General features: G+C 61.1%; 15 protein-coding genes. 8 read left to right on the top strand and 7 right to left on the bottom strand.

Going from position 1 to position 17,511, the window contains the following annotated elements; translation table 11 throughout:
* Positions 1 to 100: 100 nt before the first annotated feature.
* From ACM6IT_RS00210 to gap, 7 genes are all read right to left on the bottom strand, one after another.
* Positions 101 to 490 (bottom strand): YbaN family protein, encoded by a 390-nt coding sequence (locus ACM6IT_RS00210; RefSeq protein ID WP_056725980.1) that lies wholly within the window; start codon positions 488 to 490, stop codon positions 101 to 103.
* 188 nt (positions 491 to 678) lie between these two features.
* On the bottom strand, positions 679 to 1,287 hold the full coding sequence (locus ACM6IT_RS00205; RefSeq protein WP_056725978.1) for a biliverdin-producing heme oxygenase: 609 nt from the start codon (positions 1,285 to 1,287) through the stop codon (positions 679 to 681).
* A gap of 114 nt (positions 1,288 to 1,401) precedes the next feature.
* Complete coding sequence (locus tag ACM6IT_RS00200) at positions 1,402 to 3,966, bottom strand: TonB-dependent receptor (protein WP_414917233.1); 2,565 nt, start codon at positions 3,964 to 3,966, stop codon at positions 1,402 to 1,404.
* 122 nt (positions 3,967 to 4,088) lie between these two features.
* A complete protein-coding gene (locus ACM6IT_RS00195; RefSeq protein WP_223541249.1) occupies positions 4,089 to 5,054 on the bottom strand; it encodes a FecR family protein in 966 nt (321 codons plus the stop codon).
* 121 nt (positions 5,055 to 5,175) lie between these two features.
* A complete protein-coding gene (locus ACM6IT_RS00190; RefSeq protein ID WP_056725973.1) occupies positions 5,176 to 5,694 on the bottom strand; it encodes an RNA polymerase sigma factor in 519 nt (172 codons plus the stop codon).
* 77 nt (positions 5,695 to 5,771) lie between these two features.
* Complete coding sequence (locus ACM6IT_RS00185) at positions 5,772 to 6,236, bottom strand: methylglyoxal synthase (RefSeq protein WP_056725971.1); 465 nt, start codon at positions 6,234 to 6,236, stop codon at positions 5,772 to 5,774.
* Between the two features lie 144 nt (positions 6,237 to 6,380).
* Positions 6,381 to 7,382: a type I glyceraldehyde-3-phosphate dehydrogenase gene (gene gap, locus ACM6IT_RS00180; RefSeq protein WP_056725969.1), complete on the bottom strand. Its 1,002-nt coding sequence runs from the start codon at positions 7,380 to 7,382 to the stop codon at positions 6,381 to 6,383.
* Positions 7,383 to 7,602: 220 nt separating this feature from the next.
* Between gap and edd the strand changes: the two genes are divergently transcribed.
* From edd to ACM6IT_RS00140, 8 genes are all read left to right on the top strand, one after another.
* Positions 7,603 to 9,429 (top strand): phosphogluconate dehydratase, encoded by a 1,827-nt coding sequence (gene edd, locus ACM6IT_RS00175; RefSeq protein ID WP_056725966.1) that lies wholly within the window; start codon positions 7,603 to 7,605, stop codon positions 9,427 to 9,429.
* A complete protein-coding gene (locus ACM6IT_RS00170; protein ID WP_056725964.1) occupies positions 9,426 to 10,385 on the top strand; it encodes a glucokinase in 960 nt (319 codons plus the stop codon). The genes edd and ACM6IT_RS00170 overlap by 4 nt, the downstream gene beginning before the upstream one ends.
* Before the next feature lie 178 nt (positions 10,386 to 10,563).
* Positions 10,564 to 11,295: a response regulator gene (locus ACM6IT_RS00165; RefSeq protein WP_056725962.1), complete on the top strand. Its 732-nt coding sequence runs from the start codon at positions 10,564 to 10,566 to the stop codon at positions 11,293 to 11,295.
* A 31-nt stretch (positions 11,296 to 11,326) separates the two neighbouring features.
* Positions 11,327 to 12,754: an ATP-binding protein gene (locus ACM6IT_RS00160; RefSeq protein ID WP_201783892.1), complete on the top strand. Its 1,428-nt coding sequence runs from the start codon at positions 11,327 to 11,329 to the stop codon at positions 12,752 to 12,754.
* Positions 12,755 to 12,942: 188 nt separating this feature from the next.
* The gene (locus ACM6IT_RS00155) at positions 12,943 to 14,202 is read left to right on the top strand and encodes an AGE family epimerase/isomerase (RefSeq protein WP_056725959.1); all 1,260 of its coding nucleotides are present in this window, start codon (positions 12,943 to 12,945) and stop codon (positions 14,200 to 14,202) included.
* A 117-nt stretch (positions 14,203 to 14,319) separates the two neighbouring features.
* Complete coding sequence (locus ACM6IT_RS00150) at positions 14,320 to 15,618, top strand: ABC transporter substrate-binding protein (RefSeq protein ID WP_414917232.1); 1,299 nt, start codon at positions 14,320 to 14,322, stop codon at positions 15,616 to 15,618.
* A 146-nt stretch (positions 15,619 to 15,764) separates the two neighbouring features.
* The gene (locus ACM6IT_RS00145) at positions 15,765 to 16,673 is read left to right on the top strand and encodes a carbohydrate ABC transporter permease (protein WP_008032969.1); all 909 of its coding nucleotides are present in this window, start codon (positions 15,765 to 15,767) and stop codon (positions 16,671 to 16,673) included.
* Positions 16,666 to 17,511, top strand: a complete 846-nt coding sequence (locus ACM6IT_RS00140) for a carbohydrate ABC transporter permease (protein WP_007995997.1) — start codon at positions 16,666 to 16,668, stop codon at positions 17,509 to 17,511. The genes ACM6IT_RS00145 and ACM6IT_RS00140 overlap by 8 nt, the downstream gene beginning before the upstream one ends.

The following is a 17,511-nucleotide window of genomic DNA, read 5'->3' as shown; positions in this document are numbered from 1 at the left end:
GAAATGGATGACCTGATAAACACGTAGGAGAAATCCGAACAGGAAGTAGGTACTTTCAAGTGCGCTGTTGTTGGCAACTACAGGGCGACTTGAAGAGGCTTCAGGTGACTTGCGGCAGTGATTCCGGCCGTGACCAGATCCACAGGTTGCCCAGCCCCATCCCGGCAATCGCCAGGTAAATCGGCCAGCCGTGATCGAGCATCACCAGCATCAGACCGGCACACAACAGCATGCTGACCGTGGCGCTGACTTTTGCCCGACGCGCGATGATCTTGCCGTTGCGCCAGTTATGGAGGATAGGGCCGAACAGCCGGTGGTTTTCCAGCCAGGCGCTCAGGCGCGGCGAACTGCGGGTCGCGGCCCAGGCGGCCAGCAGGATGAACTCGGTGGTTGGCAGGCCGGGTATGACGATGGCGATCAGGCCGATGCCCAGGCTGACATAGGCCAGCAGGCCGAAGAGGAGGCGGGAGAGTTTTGAAGAGGCAGGCATGGGTTCAAGGCAACACGTGAGGCGAATCGAAATCCTGAAGACTTGCTTCGTCCAATGTGAGAGCGGCGGTGCAGCGATCCGACTTGCTCGCGAAGGCGGTCTGACATTCAAAAAACATGTCGACTGATACTCCGCTTTCGTCGGAACGCCGCCCGGAGCAAGCCCGCTCCCATAGGGACAGCGGTGTGTCAGGCGACTTCCGGCGCGCTGGCGTAAGCCTGCTCCAGCAACACGGTAAACCGGTTGAACGCGTCGATGGCGCCTTTTTCCACTTCGGCTTCTTCCTGGGTGCTGAATGCCAGGCCGTCCAGGGTCTGGACGAAGCGCTTCCAACCTTCAGCGCGGCCACCGGCCGGTTCGCCGAGGTGGCGGGCGCCGAAGGTTTCGCTCAGGCCAAGGCCCACGGCACGCTTGATCAGGAACGCCGCACCGAGCTTCGAGCCTTCCGAAACAAAGATCCAGCCCAGGGCTTCAGCCTTGGTCGGGTTCTTCAGTGCGCCGGCCACAGGTGTCGGCACGTCGGTGTCCAGGTCCGCGAGGTCGGCCCTGGCGGCATCGGCACGGCAGCGGGCCGGCAGATCCGGGACGATGGCGGTCAGTTCGGCATCGTTGTACAGCGACACCAGTTCCGACTGGAACAGGTACTGCGCTACCACGAAGCGGGCGAAATTGGCCGGGGTTTCAAACGGGGAGTGGGCCTTGACCAGGGCATCGAGCTTGCTGTGCGGCTCGTTGGTGATCTGGTTCAAACGCTGTGAGCGCAGGTTGGGGCGTTGTTCGGTGGCCTGGGTAGTCATGGCAATTCCTTGGAGAAAGAAGAGGCGCTTGGTAACGAGACGAACAGCAAGGCGCCTGACAGTAAAAAAACCTCACCGGGCGGCTTGATGAAACCGCCCAGCGGGATGTGCGGATCAGATATCCCAGATCAGGTTGACCGCAAAGTTGCGACCCGGCTGGGTCAGGCGATCGAGGTTGGCCGGTTGGGTCACCGAGGCCTCGCCGACGCTGTCGTAGCCGCGCACGTCATCCCACAGCCAGTATTTCTTGTCGGTGAGGTTGTAGACGCCGCCGCTGACGGTCACGTCGTCGGTCACTTTGTAGAACGCGCTCAGGTCCAGAATGCCGAAACCGGGGGTCTTGAACTGGGTGCTGGTGCCGTCCGGGGTCTTGAAGCTGGTGCTGTCGACGCGGTCCTTCTTCTTCACCAGGGTCCAGCTGAGCAAACCGCCGTAGGTGTCCTGGTCGTAGCCGAGGCCGAATACACCGGTCAGCGGGTTGACGCTGTTGAGCGGCTCGCCGTTGTCGTCATTGCGACCGTAGGCATAGGCCACCGAGCCCTGGGTGTAGAGGCCTTGCGGCGCGCCGAAGGCGTCGAGGTTCAGGCGGCCCTTGACCTCGGCCCCCTTGATGGTGGCGTGCTTGATGTTGTTGCTCTGGAACGTGGTCTCGGTGTAGCCCGGAGTGATGGCGTTCTCGTTAATGAAGTCGCGGTACTTGTTGTAGAACACCGCCACATCAAACGAGCCCTGCTCGAAGTTGCCGCGCAAACCCGTTTCGTAGCTTTTGCTCTTTTCCGGTTCGAGGTCCGGATTAGGCGCGACCCGATAGCCGCCGGCGATGTTTTCGAAACGACCATACAACGCCTTGGCGGTCGGGGTGCGGAAGCCTTCGGCGTATTGGCCGTACCAGGTGTAGTGATCGTTGAAGCTGTAGGTGGTGCCGAATTTCGGCGACAGGCGATGCCAGGTCTTGGTCTCGTCGCTCACCGTGCCGTTGCCGCTCTGGTCGGCGGTGGCCAGGAACTCGTCGGTGATATGCGGCTTGAGCTGGGTGTAGTCGTAGCGTGCACCGGGCAGGAAGGTCCAGTTGCCCCAGCTGATCTGATCCTGGGCGAACAGGGCGTAGCTATTGATGGTCGGGTCCGGGAAGTCACTGGCGGGTGTCAGCGTGTCGCTGGCGCTAGGGGCGCCAATGACCCGGCAGGCACCGGCCACGGTCAGGCAGGTGCCGGTACCGGTACGCAGGCCGGTGACTTTGTCCTGCTTGATGGTGGTGCCATAGGTGACGAAGTGATCGGTATCGGCGATGGCAAACGACTTGTCAGCCTGGGCATCGAATACCCATTGGCGATCCTTGTAAGTCGTATCACGGTTACGCAGCACAGTCCGCGACGGCGCGTAGATTTCTTCGGTGGTCTGGTCGGTCTTGGCGATCTGGTAGTTCAGCGTCCATTTGATGTTGTCAGCCAGAGTGCTGTCCAGACCGAAGCTGTGTTCCAGGCCAAAGCGTTCGCGGGTGATCGTGTCGTTACCGGTACGGGACTTGTAGTAGCCGAACCCGCGTCCGGCATTGAACGGGCCGCCCACTGCGCTCAATTGATTGGTGTCGCGGTCGTCCTTGTAATGCTCGTAGGTCAGGCCAAAACGCGCGTCGTCGGCGTAATTCCAGCCCAGTTTGGCCAGCACGCTGGTGGTGCGCGCGTCCTGGGGGTTGGCCTCCGTGCGGTTCAGGCCAGTGCCGCCGGTATCGCCATAGGACTCTGTTTCATGGCCGTTGCGTTGACTCAGATGCAAAAGGCCATCGAACTCGCCGGTGCGGCCGGCGACGGTGCCGGAAGTCAGCCAGCTGTCGTCGGCGGAGCTGTAGCCGGTTTTCAGGCGCGCGCCGACATCCTTGCCTGGCTTGATGATGTCGTCCGGGTCCAGCGTGTAGTAGCTGACCGCACCGCCAATGGCGCTGCTGCCATACAGCACCGACGCCGGGCCCCGGAGGATTTCCACACGCTTGACGATTTCCGGATCGACATAGTTGCGGTTGGTCTGGGCATAGGGGCCGTTGAAGAAACCGTCGGGTACCTGCACGCCATCGACCTGGGTCAGCACGCGGTCGCCATCGATGCCGCGAATGTTGTAGCCCGTGATGCCGGCGCGTTGGCCTGAACCACCCACCGAAACACCGGGCTCGTAACGCACCAGTTCCTTGATGGTGTTGACGTTGTTTCGGTCCAGATCTTCGCGGGTGTAGACAGAGACCGTGCTCGGTACGCTGTTCACATCCTGCTCGTTACGGGTGGCGCTGATGGTCACCTGTTGCAGGTTGAGCGTACTGCTGCCACTGCGCTTTTCCAGGACGATGCTGTTGTTGCCCAGTTTGCGATAGCCCAGGTTGGTCCCCACCAACAGGCGATCCAGGGCGTTCTCCGGCGACAGGGAACCGCGGACTCCCGGCGAGGCCACACCTTGCGCCAGCTCCGACGACACGCCGACTTGCCAGCCCGTCACGGCGGTAAAGGCATTGAGTGCCGACACCAGTGATTGCTGGGGAATGGCGAATGCGTAGTCGCCCATTTTGCGGGTCGACTGCTCGGTGGCGGTGGCGGCCATGAGCGGTGCGGTACCGGCCATCAGGATGGCGGCGGTCAGCAGCGACAGCACGCGGGAAGGTGTAGGGGCTTGGCGGGTAAGGCGAGGGGACATCGATAGCGCTCCGTGTCGCACGAATCTTTATAGGTGCTGATTGGCAGGGTTAGATGCGAATCAATTGCATTGGCTATAACGAGACGTACGGGGTTTGGCTATCGAGTAAAAATAATTCTCATTCAGTTCAGGATGACCAGCGCCGGGAATTCCTGGAGCCGGGCCGAGGTGATATGGGCCAGGGAGCGAACCACGTCCAGCGGCTGATCGAGGCGGTAGTTGCCCGTCACGGTGACATCGGCCAACTGCTCGTTGTTGTTGATGATCCAGCCCGGGTAGTAGCGGCGAAGTTCTGCCAGCACCTGGTTCAACGGGCAGTTTTCGAACACCAGACGTCCCTGGACCCACGCCAGGTCGGTGGCGGCATCCAGCTTGGCCGGGCGGTCGAAGCCGTTGGGGCCGATGCGAATGCTTTCCCCGGCGGACAAGCGCACCCGGGCGTCGTTGCGGGTGGCGCGCAAGTCGACGTCGCCGCGCTGTACCCGCACCTGTGCCACGCCGTCGAGGTAACGCACGGCAAACGCGGTATCGCGAACGCTGGCCGTGACCGGTCCGGCATCGATTTCCAGGGGTTGGCCGCGATTGGCCTGCACTTCGAAAAACGCTTCGCCCTGATACAGGCGGGCAACACGTTGCTGGTCGTTGATGGTGCTTGAAAACGCCGAATTGGTATTGAGCAGGACCCTGGAGCCGTCCTCCAATTGCAGGCGCTGGCGCTCGCCGACCACGGTCAGGTGATCGGCCTGCAGGCGCATCGGCAAACTGCTGAAACTGAACAGCCCGAGCAGCAGCACGGCGGCGGTGGCCAGTGGTTTCCAGTGCGGACGCAGACGGGCAATGGCAGTGACTTTCGCGGGGCGCGCAGCCAGGCTTTGCGCGCACTGCGCCACTTGTGGGCCGTCCCAGATCGCCTGGGCCTTGGCGAACACCTGGGCATTCAACGGATCGGCGTCAAGCCATGCATGGAATTGGCGGGTCTGCTCCTCGTCGGGACTGTCGAGCACGATCAGCCAGTCCAGGGCCTGGTCCATCGCGCTTGCGGGGTCCTGCGCCGATGAAGGCTCTGGGGAGCGGTGGTTGTCCGTCACGGCGTTTCCTCGGCAGTGTCTGTGCACGGCTGTTTTTTTAGTGAAGCGTAGAAAGTGGGCCAAGGGTAGCAAAGCCCGATGATCAGCGCAGTCGGTCCAGATAAACGCAGGGCCTTGGCGCTCAGTTGGCGTTCAAGCGATCGGCAACCCCGATGCAGATCGACATGATCAGTTTGAGTTCTTTCTGCACAGTACTGAGGGACACGTTCAGCTCCTCGGCGATTTCCTGGTAGCTGTGCCCGTGCAGGCGGCTGAGGATGAAAATTCGCTGTTGGCGGGCGCTGAGTTGACCGAGGCTCACGTTCAGGCGCTCCAGCAATTGTTCGGCATGGGCGGCGTCTTCGGCGCTGCTGGTGGGGGCGGCGATGCTGTGCACCAACTCCTGCGGCACGTCATCGACCATGGTGCGCGAATGGATGCGCCGCGCGCGCAAATGGTCCAGCGCCAGGTTGCGTGCCGTCTGGAAGACAAAGGGCTCAAGATGATCGATGGCCCGTTCGCTCAATGCACGGGTCACCCGCAGGTAGGTTTCCTGCAAGAGGTCTTCAGCAGTGCTGTGATTGTTGACCATCCGTTCCAGCGTGCGCAGCAGGGAGGTGCGCTGGGTGAGGAAAACGTGGTTGAAGCGCGACTGACTCACGGGAGAACCTGATCCATTTCGAGTAGATGATAATGCTTATCATCTACTCGAGTGGTCAAGTCCTGATTTGTGAAGCTTTATGCGCGGCCCTGCAAGTAGGTGGCGTAATCGGGAATCCGATGGGGGTGCGCCTGATCCATCAGCGGGCTGCTGAGCAGGTAGTCTGCGCTGCATTCGTTGCACGCCACCGGGATGTTCCACACCGCCGCGACCCGCAGCAACGCCTTGATGTCCGGGTCGTGGGGCTGGGGTTCGAACGGGTCCCAGAAAAACACCAGCATGTCGACCCGCTGCTCGGCGATTTGCGCGCCGAGCTGTTGGTCGCCGCCCAGTGGCCCGCTGATCATGCTTTGCACCGGCAGGTCGAGGCGTTGTTGCAACAACAACCCCGTGGTGCCGGTGGCGACCAGATCATGCCGGGCCAGCCTGTCTTTTTGCCGTTCGGCCCAGTCCAGCAAGAACACCTTGCAGTGGTCATGGGCGACCAGGGCGATACGCTTGCGCGCCGCCATGGTCTTTTGCGTAAAGCTGATGCCGATCATGGGGGGCTCCAGGACATGAATACGATGCTGTGCATTGCACACATCTGTAGGAGCTGCCGGAGGCTGCGATCTTTTGATCTTGTTCTTAAAAAGCAAAATCAAAAGATCGCAGCCTCCGGCAGCTCCTACAGTCGTAAGCTTCGCTTACTCGGCGTTGCACAGCGCCAGGCAGTTATCGAGCATGCGGTTGGAGAAACCCCATTCGTTGTCGTACCAGGCCAGTACCTTGAGCAGCTTGCCGCTGGACTTGGTGTGGTTGGCATCGAAGATCGACGACAGCGGGTTGTGGTTGAAGTCACTGGAAACCAGCGGCAGGGTGTTATAGCCAAGGATCTTAGAGTGCTGGCTGGCTTGCTTGAGCAGCGCGTTGACTTCCTCTGCGCTGGCTTCTTTTTTCAGTTGCACGGTCAGGTCCACCAGCGACACGTTGATCACCGGGACGCGCACCGCCATGCCGGTCAGTTTGCCTGCCAGTTCCGGCAGCACCAGGCCGACCGCTTCGGCGGCACCGGTCTTGCTCGGGATCATGTTCTGGGTGGCCGAACGGGCACGGTACGGGTCAGTGTGGTAGACGTCGGTCAGGTTCTGGTCGTTGGTGTAGGCGTGAATGGTGGTCATCAGACCGCTTTCGATGCCCAACTCGCGATGCAACACCTGGGCCACCGGAGCCAGGCAGTTGGTGGTGCACGACGCGTTGGAAATGATCTGGTGCGATTGGCGCAGAATGTCGTGGTTCACCCCGTAAACGACGGTGGCGTCGGCGCCTTTGGCCGGGGCCGAGATGATCACTTTGCGCGCGCCCGCCGTAATATGCGCGGCGGCCTTGGCCCGGTCGGTGAACAGACCGGTGCATTCGAACACTACATCAATCTTTTCCGCGGCCCAGGGCAGGTCGGCCGGGTTGCGGATGGCACTGACCGAAATGCGGTCGCCGTTGACCGTCAGGCTCTCCTGGTCATGCTGGACATCGGCATCGAACGTGCCGTGAACGGTGTCGTACTTGAGCAGATGAGCATTGATCGCGCTGTCGCCCAGGTCGTTGATGGCGACGATCTGCAGATCCTGACGGTAGCCCTGGGTATAGAGTGCTCGCAGGACATTACGGCCGATGCGGCCAAAACCATTGATTGCGATTCGAAGAGTCATAGTGCGGCGCTACCGTCGTTTTGTTGTTGGAATTACAAGATTATTCGCAAAAAAATAGAAAACAAGCCTTTTTAATGGCAATATTTTGTTCAATCTACAACGAGTGACCTGAATCAACTGGTCCAACCGATCAAGAAAACCGTCTGTCATCCCATCGACACCGGGCTTTGATCAGCATAGACAATCAGGTCGCCACATCCGTTAGCCTGGAGTTCTACACATGCATCCCCGCGTCCTTGAGGTCACCGAACGGCTTATCGCCCGCAGCCGCGCCACGCGTGAGGCTTACCTTGCATTGATTCGCGGTGCGGCCAGCGACGGTCCGATGCGCGGCAAGCTGCAATGCGCCAACTTCGCCCACGGCGTGGCCGGATGCGGCAGCGACGACAAGCACAGCCTGCGGATGATGAACTCCGCCAACATTGCGATTGTTTCGTCATATAACGACATGCTCTCGGCGCACCAGCCGTACGAAGTCTTTCCTGAGATGATCAAAAAGGCTCTGCGCGAGATCGGCTCCGTCGGCCAGTTCGCCGGCGGCACCCCGGCCATGTGCGATGGCGTGACCCAGGGCGAGCCGGGCATGGAACTGAGCCTGCCGAGCCGCGAAGTGATCGCGTTGTCCACGGCCGTGGCGCTGTCCCACAACATGTTCGACGGCGCACTGCTGCTTGGCATCTGCGACAAGATCGTGCCGGGCCTGATGATGGGCGCGCTGCGCTTTGGCCATCTGCCGATGATTTTCGTGCCGGGTGGGCCGATGGTCTCGGGCATTTCCAACAAGCAGAAAGCCGACGTGCGCCAGAAGTACGCCGAAGGCAAGGCAACTCGCGAAGAGTTGCTGGAATCGGAAATGAAGTCCTACCACAGCCCTGGCACTTGCACCTTCTACGGCACCGCCAACACCAACCAGTTGCTGATGGAAGTCATGGGCTTGCACCTGCCGGGCGCGTCCTTCGTCAACCCGAACACGCCGTTGCGCGATGCCTTGACCCGCGAAGCGGCGCATCAGGTCACGCGTTTGACCAAGCAGAACGGTGACTACATCCCGATCGGTGAAATCGTCGATGAGCGTTCGCTGGTCAACTCGATTGTCGCGCTGCACGCCACCGGCGGCTCGACCAACCACACCCTGCACATGCCGGCCATCGCCATGGCAGCGGGCATTCAATTGACCTGGCAGGACATGGCCGACCTCTCCGAAGTCGTGCCGACCCTCAGCCACGTCTACCCGAACGGTAAAGCCGACATCAACCACTTCCAGGCCGCGGGGGGCATGTCGTTCCTGATCCGTGAGCTGCTGGAAGCCGGGTTGCTCCATGAAAACGTCAATACCGTGATGGGCCATGGCCTGAGCCGCTACACCCAGGAGCCGTTCCTCGACAATGGCCAACTGGTCTGGCGCGAAGGCGTGACCGACAGCCTCGATGAAAGCATCCTGCGTCCGGTCGCCCGTGCATTCTCGGCCGAAGGTGGCTTGCGGGTGATGGAAGGCAATCTCGGTCGTGGCGTGATGAAAGTCTCCGCCGTGGCCGTGGAAAACCAGATCGTCGAAGCGCCGGCCATGGTGTTCCAGGATCAGCAGGACCTGGCCGATGCGTTCAAGGCCGGTTTGCTGGAGAAGGATTTTGTCGCGGTGATGCGCTTCCAGGGCCCGCGCTCCAACGGCATGCCGGAGCTGCACAAGATGACGCCGTTCCTCGGCGTGCTGCAGGATCGCGGCTTCAAAGTCGCGCTGGTGACCGACGGGCGCATGTCCGGTGCGTCGGGGAAAATCCCGGCGGCCATTCATGTCAGCCCCGAAGCTTATGTCGGTGGCGCTTTGGCGCGGGTGCAAGAGGGCGATATCATCCGCGTCGATGGCGTCAAAGGCACCCTGGAGCTTATGGTGGACGCCGAAGAATTCGCAGCGCGCACGCCGGCCAAAGGCCTGTTGGGCAACAACATCGGCACCGGTCGCGAGCTGTTCGGTTTCATGCGCATGGCCTTCAGCTCGGCGGAGCAGGGCGCCAGCGCCTTCACTTCTGCCCTGGAGACGCTTAATTGAAACTGGCTTTGGTCGGTGACATCGGTGGGACCAACGCACGTTTCGCGTTGTGGAAAAACCAGCAACTGGAATCGGTCCAGGTGCTGGCAACGGCAGATTTCCCCAGCCCTATCGATGCGATCAGCTTCTATTTGAATGGCCTGGGGCTGGCGCCGGGTGCGATCGGTTCGGTGTGCCTGTCGGTGGCAGGCCCGGTGAGCGGTGATGAATTCAAATTCACCAACAATCACTGGCGCCTGAGCCGCAAGGGCTTTTGCCAGACCTTGCAGGTGGATCAGCTGTTGCTGGTCAACGACTTCTCGGCCATGGCCCTGGGCATGACCCGTTTGCAGCCCGGCGAATTCCGCGTGGTCTGCGCGGGCACGCCCGAGCCGTTGCGCCCGGCGGTGGTGATTGGCCCGGGCACCGGCCTGGGCGTCGGCACCTTGCTCGATCTGGGCGAGGGCCGTTTTGCCGCATTGCCGGGGGAGGGTGGTCACGTCGATCTGCCATTGAGCAGTGCACGTGAAACCCAGCTCTGGCAGCACATCTTCAACGAAATCGGCCATGTCAGTGCGGAAACAGCCCTGAGCGGTGGCGGCTTGCCCCGTGTCTATCGGGCGATCTGTGCGGTGGACGGGCACACGCCTGTGCTCGATACGCCGGAAGCGATTACTGCTGCCGGGCTGGCGGGCGACCCGATTGCCGTGGAAGTGCTTGAGCAGTTCTGCTGCTGGCTCGGTCGCGTGGCCGGCAACAACGTGCTGACCACCGGTGGACGCGGTGGCGTGTACATCGTGGGCGGGGTGATTCCGCGGTTTGCCGATTTCTTCCTCGAAAGCGGTTTCGCCCGCTGCTTCGCCGACAAGGGTTGCATGAGCGATTACTTCAAGGGGATTCCGGTGTGGCTGGTGACGGCGCCGTATTCGGGATTGATGGGTGCGGGTGTGGCTTTGGAGCAATCTCTCCCAGCCTGAAATACGATCAAAATGTGGGAGCGGGCTTGCTCGCGAAAGCAGTGTGTCAGTCAACCAATATGTTGAATGTTACGACGCCTTCGCGAGCAAGCCCGCTCCCACAGTTGTTTCTGTGGTGTTTGTAAAATCAGTGCTTAAGGCATAATCCGCCCAATTCAAACAACAAGGACGCCTTCCTGTGAGCTCAGTCAACAAGTCGATTTTGTTGGTCGATGACGATCAAGAGATACGCGAGTTGCTGGATACCTACCTGACCCGCGCCGGATTTCAGGTCCGTACCACGCCCGACGGTGCCGGCTTTCGCCAGGCGCTGAACGAGGCGCCGAGTGATCTGGTGATCCTTGATGTGATGTTGCCCGACGAAGACGGCTTCAGCCTGTGCCGCTGGATTCGCCAGCATCCGCGTCAGGCGCAGGTGCCAATCATCATGCTCACCGCCAGTTCCGATGAAGCCGATCGCGTCATCGGCCTGGAACTGGGTGCCGACGATTACCTCGGCAAGCCCTTCAGCCCACGGGAATTGCAGGCGCGGATCAAGGCGTTGCTGCGCCGCGCGCAGTTCGGTCAGGAGCGCAGTGGCGGTGAGGTGCTGGCCTTCGATGACTGGCGGCTGGACATGGTCAGCCATCGGCTGTTCCACATCGACGGCGAAGAGGTGATTCTCTCGGGCGCCGACTTTGCGCTGCTGAAGTTGTTTCTCGATCATCCGCAGGAAATCCTCGACCGCGACACCATCGGCAACGCCACCCGTGGCCGTGATCTGATGCCCCTGGATCGCATCGTCGACATGGCGGTCAGCCGATTGCGCCAGCGCCTGCGTGACACCGAGAAACCGCCACGGCTGATCCGCACCGTGCGTGGCAGCGGTTACCAACTGGCAGCCAACGTGGTTGCCAGCAATGGTCACTGAGACTTTACGCAAGCTCGCCGACAAGGTGCCGATGCCGCGTTCGCTGCTCGGGCGGATGTTGCTGTTGACCCTGCTGGCGGTGTTGTTCGCCCAAGCACTGTCGAGTGTGATCTGGGTGTCGCAACTGCGTGCCACGCAACTCGAGGGCCTGGTCACCAGCGCCCGCAGCCTGGCCCATTCAATGACCGCCAGCGTCAGTTATTTCCGTTCGTTGCCGGTGGCGTTTCGCCCCTTGGTGCTCGATCAGTTGCGCAGCATGGGCGGCACCCGGTTCGTGGTGACGCTCAACGACAAGCCGCTGGGCATGGAAGTGTTACCCATTACTCCACGCAAAGAGGCGGTGCTCAAGGCGGTGGACGAAGTGCTGCGCCAGTCTCTCGGCCAGGACACCGACATCTCGGTGACTTTCGTCAGCCCGCAAGACCTGCGCATCTTCAATGGCGGCCTCAAGCTTGATGAGTTGCCACGCTCCTGGGCGCACTACGCGCTGACCCTGGAGCCGGTGAATCCGCCGGTGCTGGTCACACAGATCCAGATGGCGCCGGGCGAATGGCTGTACATCGCCTCGCTGTTGCCCGAGCCCTACACCAGCCTTGAAGAGCAGGGCCTGCCGGCGCAGCAGGTGTGGTTCATTGTCCTGACCAGCAGCTTTTTGCTGTTGTTCATCGGCCTGCTGGTGCACTGGCAGAGTCGTCCGCTCAAGCGCCTGGCGCGGGCGGCGCGGGACCTGTCGCTGGGGGCCGATGTGGAACCGGTGGCCGAGGGCGGTGGCAGCGAAGTGGTCGAGGTCGGGCGCGCCTTCAACACCATGCGCGAGCGCATCAGTCGTTACCTGACCGAGCGCAGCCAGTTGTTCAGCGCCATTTCCCACGACCTGCGCACGCCGATCACCCGCTTGCGCCTGCGGGTTGAATTGCTCGAAGACGAAACACTGCAAGCCAAGTTCGGGCGCGACCTGGACGAGCTCGAATTGCTGGTCAAGGGTGCGCTGCAATGCGTGAAAGACACCGACATCCACGAGAACATCGAGCCGGTGGACCTCAACCATGTGCTCGATTGCCTGGTGGAACCCTATCTCGCGCCGAACGGCAACGGCCGCGTTACCCAGCAGGGGCGGGCGCTGGCGTCCTATCCGGGCAAGCCGCTGGCGCTCAAGCGCTGCATCGGCAACCTGATCGACAATGCGTTGAAGTACGGGCAGAACGCGCACCTGCACATCGATGACGATGAAAGCGCGTTCATCCTGCATGTCGATGATGAGGGGCCGGGCGTGCCGGAGCAGCGCCTGGAGCAGGTGTTCGAACCGCACTTCCGCCTGGCCGGGCAGCAGCAGGGTTATGGCTTGGGGCTGGGGATTGCCCGCAACATTGCCCATAGCCATGGCGGTGAGGTCAGCTTGCAGAATTTGCGTGAGGGCGGGTTGCGGGTGACCCTGCAGTTACCCCGCTCGATGGATTGAAAGTCAAAAGATCACAGCCTTCGGCAGCTCCTGCATGGATCCCTGTAGGAGCTGCCGAAGGCTGCGATCTTTTGATCTTGCTATGCAATTGTCACAGCCTGGTGACATAACCCACCCCCTTCGTTACAAGCCCGCCTTCGTCCGTTGTTTATGCTGCCCCTCAGTCATAACAACAAAAAAGGTACGCCATGGACACCTTCCAACCGGCCTTCAGCAGTTGGCTGAATGCACCTGCCCATCAGCAATGGCTCGCCACCGAAGGCTTGCGCCTGCTGGCCTTTGCCAAGGCTTCGAAACTGCCTGAAGGCTTCGGCAACCTCGATGAAAAAGGCCGTCTCCCAGCTGATGCGCAAGCCCACACCATGAACACCGCGCGCATGACCCATAGCTTTGCCATGGCCCATATTCAGGGCTTGCCGGGTTTTGCCGAGCTGGTGGATCACGGTGTTGCCGCCCTGCGCGGACCATTGCGTGATGCGCTGCATGGCGGCTGGTTCGCGACTGCCGAACACCGCGACGGCAATACCGGCAAGAATGCCTACCTGCACGCTTTCGTCGCGCTGGCCGCCAGTTCTGCGGTGGTCGCGCAGCGTCCCGGTGCGCAAGCCTTGCTCGATGACTCGATCGATATCATCGACACTTATTTCTGGTGCGAAGAAGAAGGCGCGATGCGCGAGTCTTTCAGGCGCGACTGGAGCGAAGAGGAGGCGTACCGGGGCGCCAACAGCAACATGCACGCCACCGAGGCCTTCCTCGCCCTGGCCGATGTCACCGATGACAACCGCTGGCTGAGCCGCGCCCAACGGATTGTCGAACGAGTGATCCATGGCCACGCCGCCGCCAACGATTACCTGGTGATCGAGCATTTCGACCGCGCCTGGCAGCCACTGCGGGACTACAACCACGACAATCCGGCCGACGGCTTCCGCCCTTACGGCACCACGCCTGGCCATGGTTTCGAGTGGGCGCGGCTGTTGCTGCACCTCGAAGCTTCGCGGGTGAGAGCGGGGATGCTCACGCCGGGCTGGCTGGTCACCGATGCGCAAAAACTGTTCGAGCACAATTGCCTCCACGGCTGGGATGTCGATGGCGCGCCGGGCATCGTCTACACCCTGGACTGGGACAACAAAGCGGTGGTCCGCCATCGCCTGCACTGGACCCATTGCGAAGCCAGCGCCGCCGCCAGTGCCTTGCTCAAGCGCACCGGCGATGAACAATACGAACACTGGTACCGACTGTTCTGGGAATTCTCTGACAGTCATTTCATCGACCGCGAAGGCGGCAGCTGGCATCACGAACTCGATCCGCTGAACCGCCCGAGTGCCGATATCTGGCCCGGCAAGCCTGACCTTTACCACGCCTGGCAAGCCGTGCTGATTCCGCGCCTGGCGTTGGCGCCAAGCATGGCTACGGCGCTGGCGCAGTTGTCCCAGAGCGGTTCTATGTAACCATGCGGTGACATTCGCGCATCCCTTCGTTACCTGCGAAGGGATATCCCCTGTTTAGAATCCTATGCAGCGCAAGCAACAGACTTGCATGCATAACAACAAGAAAGGTGCTCCTAGATGAATGCGATTTCTCGCCTCGCTACTGTCATTTCTCTCGCTTCCCTGTCTGCACTTCCCCTCAGTGTCCTGGCCGCCGAATCCAAAGGTTCCGTTGAAGTCGTTCACTGGTGGACTTCCGGTGGTGAAAAAGCAGCGGTCGATGTCCTGAAGGCTCAAGTCGAAAAAGACGGCTTCACCTGGAAGGACGGCGCAGTCGCCGGCGGTGGCGGTTCCACGGCCATGACCGTACTCAAGAGTCGCGCCGTAGCCGGCAACCCGCCGGGCGTTGCACAGATCAAGGGCCCGGACATCCAGGAGTGGGGCAGCACCGGCCTGCTCAGCACCGACGCGTTGAAAGAAGTATCCAAGTCCGAAAACTGGGATGGCCTGCTGTCGAAGAAAGTCTCCGACACCGTGAAGTACGAAGGTGACTACGTCGCCGTGCCGGTGAACATCCACCGCGTCAACTGGCTGTGGATCAACCCGCAGGTGTTCAAGAAAGCCGGGATCGAAAAAGCCCCGACCACCCTCGAAGAATTCTATGCCGCCGGCGACAAGCTCAAGGCCGCCGGCTTCATCGCGCTCGCCCACGGCGGTCAGCCTTGGCAGGACAGCACCGTGTTCGAAGACATCGTGCTCTCGGTCATGGGTGCTGACGGCTACAAGAAAGCCCTGGTGGACCTGGACCAGAAAACCCTGTCCGGCCCGGAGATGACCAAGTCGTTCGCCGAGCTGAAAAAGATCACCGGCTACATGGACCCGAACCGCGCCGGTCGTGACTGGAACATCGCCGCCGCCGACGTCATCAACGGCAAGGCCGGCATGCAGATGATGGGCGACTGGGCGAAAAGCGAGTGGACGGCGGCGAAGAAAGTCGCGGGCAAGGACTACCTGTGCGTAGCGTTCCCGGGCACTGAAAAAGCCTTCAACTACAACATCGACTCCCTGGCGGTGTTCAAGCTCAAGGCCGATCGCAAGGGCGACATCGCTGCCCAGCAAGACCTGGCCAAGGTCGCCTTGGGTACCGATTTCCAGAAAGTCTTCAGCATGAACAAGGGCTCGATCCCGGTGCGTAACGACATGCTGAACGAAATGGACAAGCTCGGCTTCGACGAGTGCGCCCAGAAGGCGGCCAAGGACTTCATCGCGGACGACAAGACCGGCGGCCTGCAACCGAGCATGGCGCACAACATGGCCACTTCCCTGGCGGTGCAAGGCGCGATCTTCGACGTGGTCACCAACTTCATGAACGACAAGGATGCTGACCCGGCCAAGGCCAGCGCCCAACTGGCCTCGGCTGTCAAAGCTGCCCAGTAATTCCCTGGCATCCCCCCTGTAGGAGCTGCCGCAGGCTGCGATCTTTTGATTTTGTTTTTTAAAATCAAGATCAAAAGATCGCAGCCTGCGGCAGCTCCTACAAGGGATCGCACTCCGATCCTTACATCTAAACCTGGATTATCCCGATGAGCTCTGTGGCGGTTTTCAGCAAAGCCTCACCGTTCGATGCGCTGCAACGCTGGCTACCCAAGTTGGTACTCGCGCCGAGCATGCTGATCGTGTTGGTTGGTTTCTACGGTTACATCATCTGGACGTTCATTCTGTCCTTCACCAACTCCAGCTTCATGCCGAGCTACAAGTGGGTCGGCCTGCAGCAATACATGCGCTTGATGGACAACGACCGCTGGTGGGTCGCGAGCAAGAACCTCGCGCTGTTCGGCGGCATGTTCATCGGCATCAGCCTGGTGCTGGGCGTGTTCCTCGCGGTGCTGCTGGACCAGCGCATTCGTAAGGAAGGCTTCATCCGCACCGTCTACCTGTACCCGATGGCGCTGTCGATGATCGTCACCGGTACCGCGTGGAAATGGCTGCTCAACCCAGGCCTGGGCCTGGACAAGATGCTGCGTGACTGGGGCTGGGAGGGCTTTCGTCTCGACTGGCTGGTGGATCAGGATCGCGTCGTTTACTGCCTGGTGATCGCCGCCGTGTGGCAAGCCTCCGGGTTTGTCATGGCGATGTTCCTTGCCGGTCTGCGCGGTGTCGATCAATCGATCATCCGTGCCGCGCAAGTCGACGGTGCGAGCCTGCCGACCATCTACCTGAAGATCGTCCTGCCGAGCCTGCGCCCGGTGTTCTTCAGTGCCTTCATGATCCTGGCGCACATCGCGATCAAGAGCTTCGACCTGGTCGCGGCGATGACCGCGGGCGGTCCGGGTTACTCCTCCGACCTGCCGGCAATGTTCATGTATTCCTTCACCTTCAGCCGTGGCCAGATGGGCATCGGTTCGGCCAGCGCCATGCTGATGCTCGGTGCCGTGCTGACCATCCTCGTGCCGTACCTGTACTCCGAGCTGCGAGGCAAACGCCATGACTAATCAACTCGGCAAACCAGCATTGAGCTTCAGCCGCATCGCGATCTACGCCACCCTGCTGTTGGCAGCGGCGGTGTACCTGATTCCGTTGGTGGTGATGCTGCTGACCAGTTTCAAATCCCCGGAAGACATCCGTACCGGCAACCTGTTGAGCTGGCCGACCGTGATCGACGGCATCGGCTGGATCAAGGCCTGGGACGTGGTCGGTGGCTACTTCTGGAACTCGGTGAAGATCACCGTGCCAGCGGTGCTGATTTCCACGTTTATTGGTGCGATGAATGGCTACGTGCTGTCGATGTGGCGCTTCCGTGGTTCACAGCTGTTCTTCGGCCTGCTGCTGTTCGGCTGCTTCCTGCCGTTCCAGACCGTGCTGCTGCCGGCCTCGTTCACCCTCGGCAAGTTCGGCCTGGCCAACACCACCACCGGCCTGGTGCTGGTGCACGTGGTCTACGGCCTGGCGTTCACCACGCTGTTCTTCCGCAACTACTACGTGAGCATTCCGGATGCGCTGGTCAAGGCCGCAAGGCTCGATGGCGCGGGCTTCTTCACGATCTTCCTGAAGATCCTGCTGCCGATGTCGATCCCGATCGTGATGGTCTGCCTGATCTGGCAGTTCACCCAGATCTGGAACGACTTCCTGTTCGGCGTGGTGTTCGCCAGTGGCGACGCCCAGCCAATTACCGTGGCCCTGAACAACCTGGTCAACACCAGCACCGGGGCCAAGGAATACAACGTTGATATGGCCGCCGCGATGATCGCCGGGCTGCCGACACTGCTGGTCTACATATTCGCTGGCAAGTATTTCCTGCGTGGGCTGACGTCCGGCGCGGTCAAGGGGTAG

It is taken from the genome of Pseudomonas sp. IT-P4 (assembly GCF_949767755.1).
In the GTDB taxonomy this organism is placed as follows: domain Bacteria; phylum Pseudomonadota; class Gammaproteobacteria; order Pseudomonadales; family Pseudomonadaceae; genus Aquipseudomonas; species Aquipseudomonas monachiensis.
Note: the sequence above shows the minus strand (reverse complement) of the source record. Positions and strands in the feature narration are given on the sequence as shown.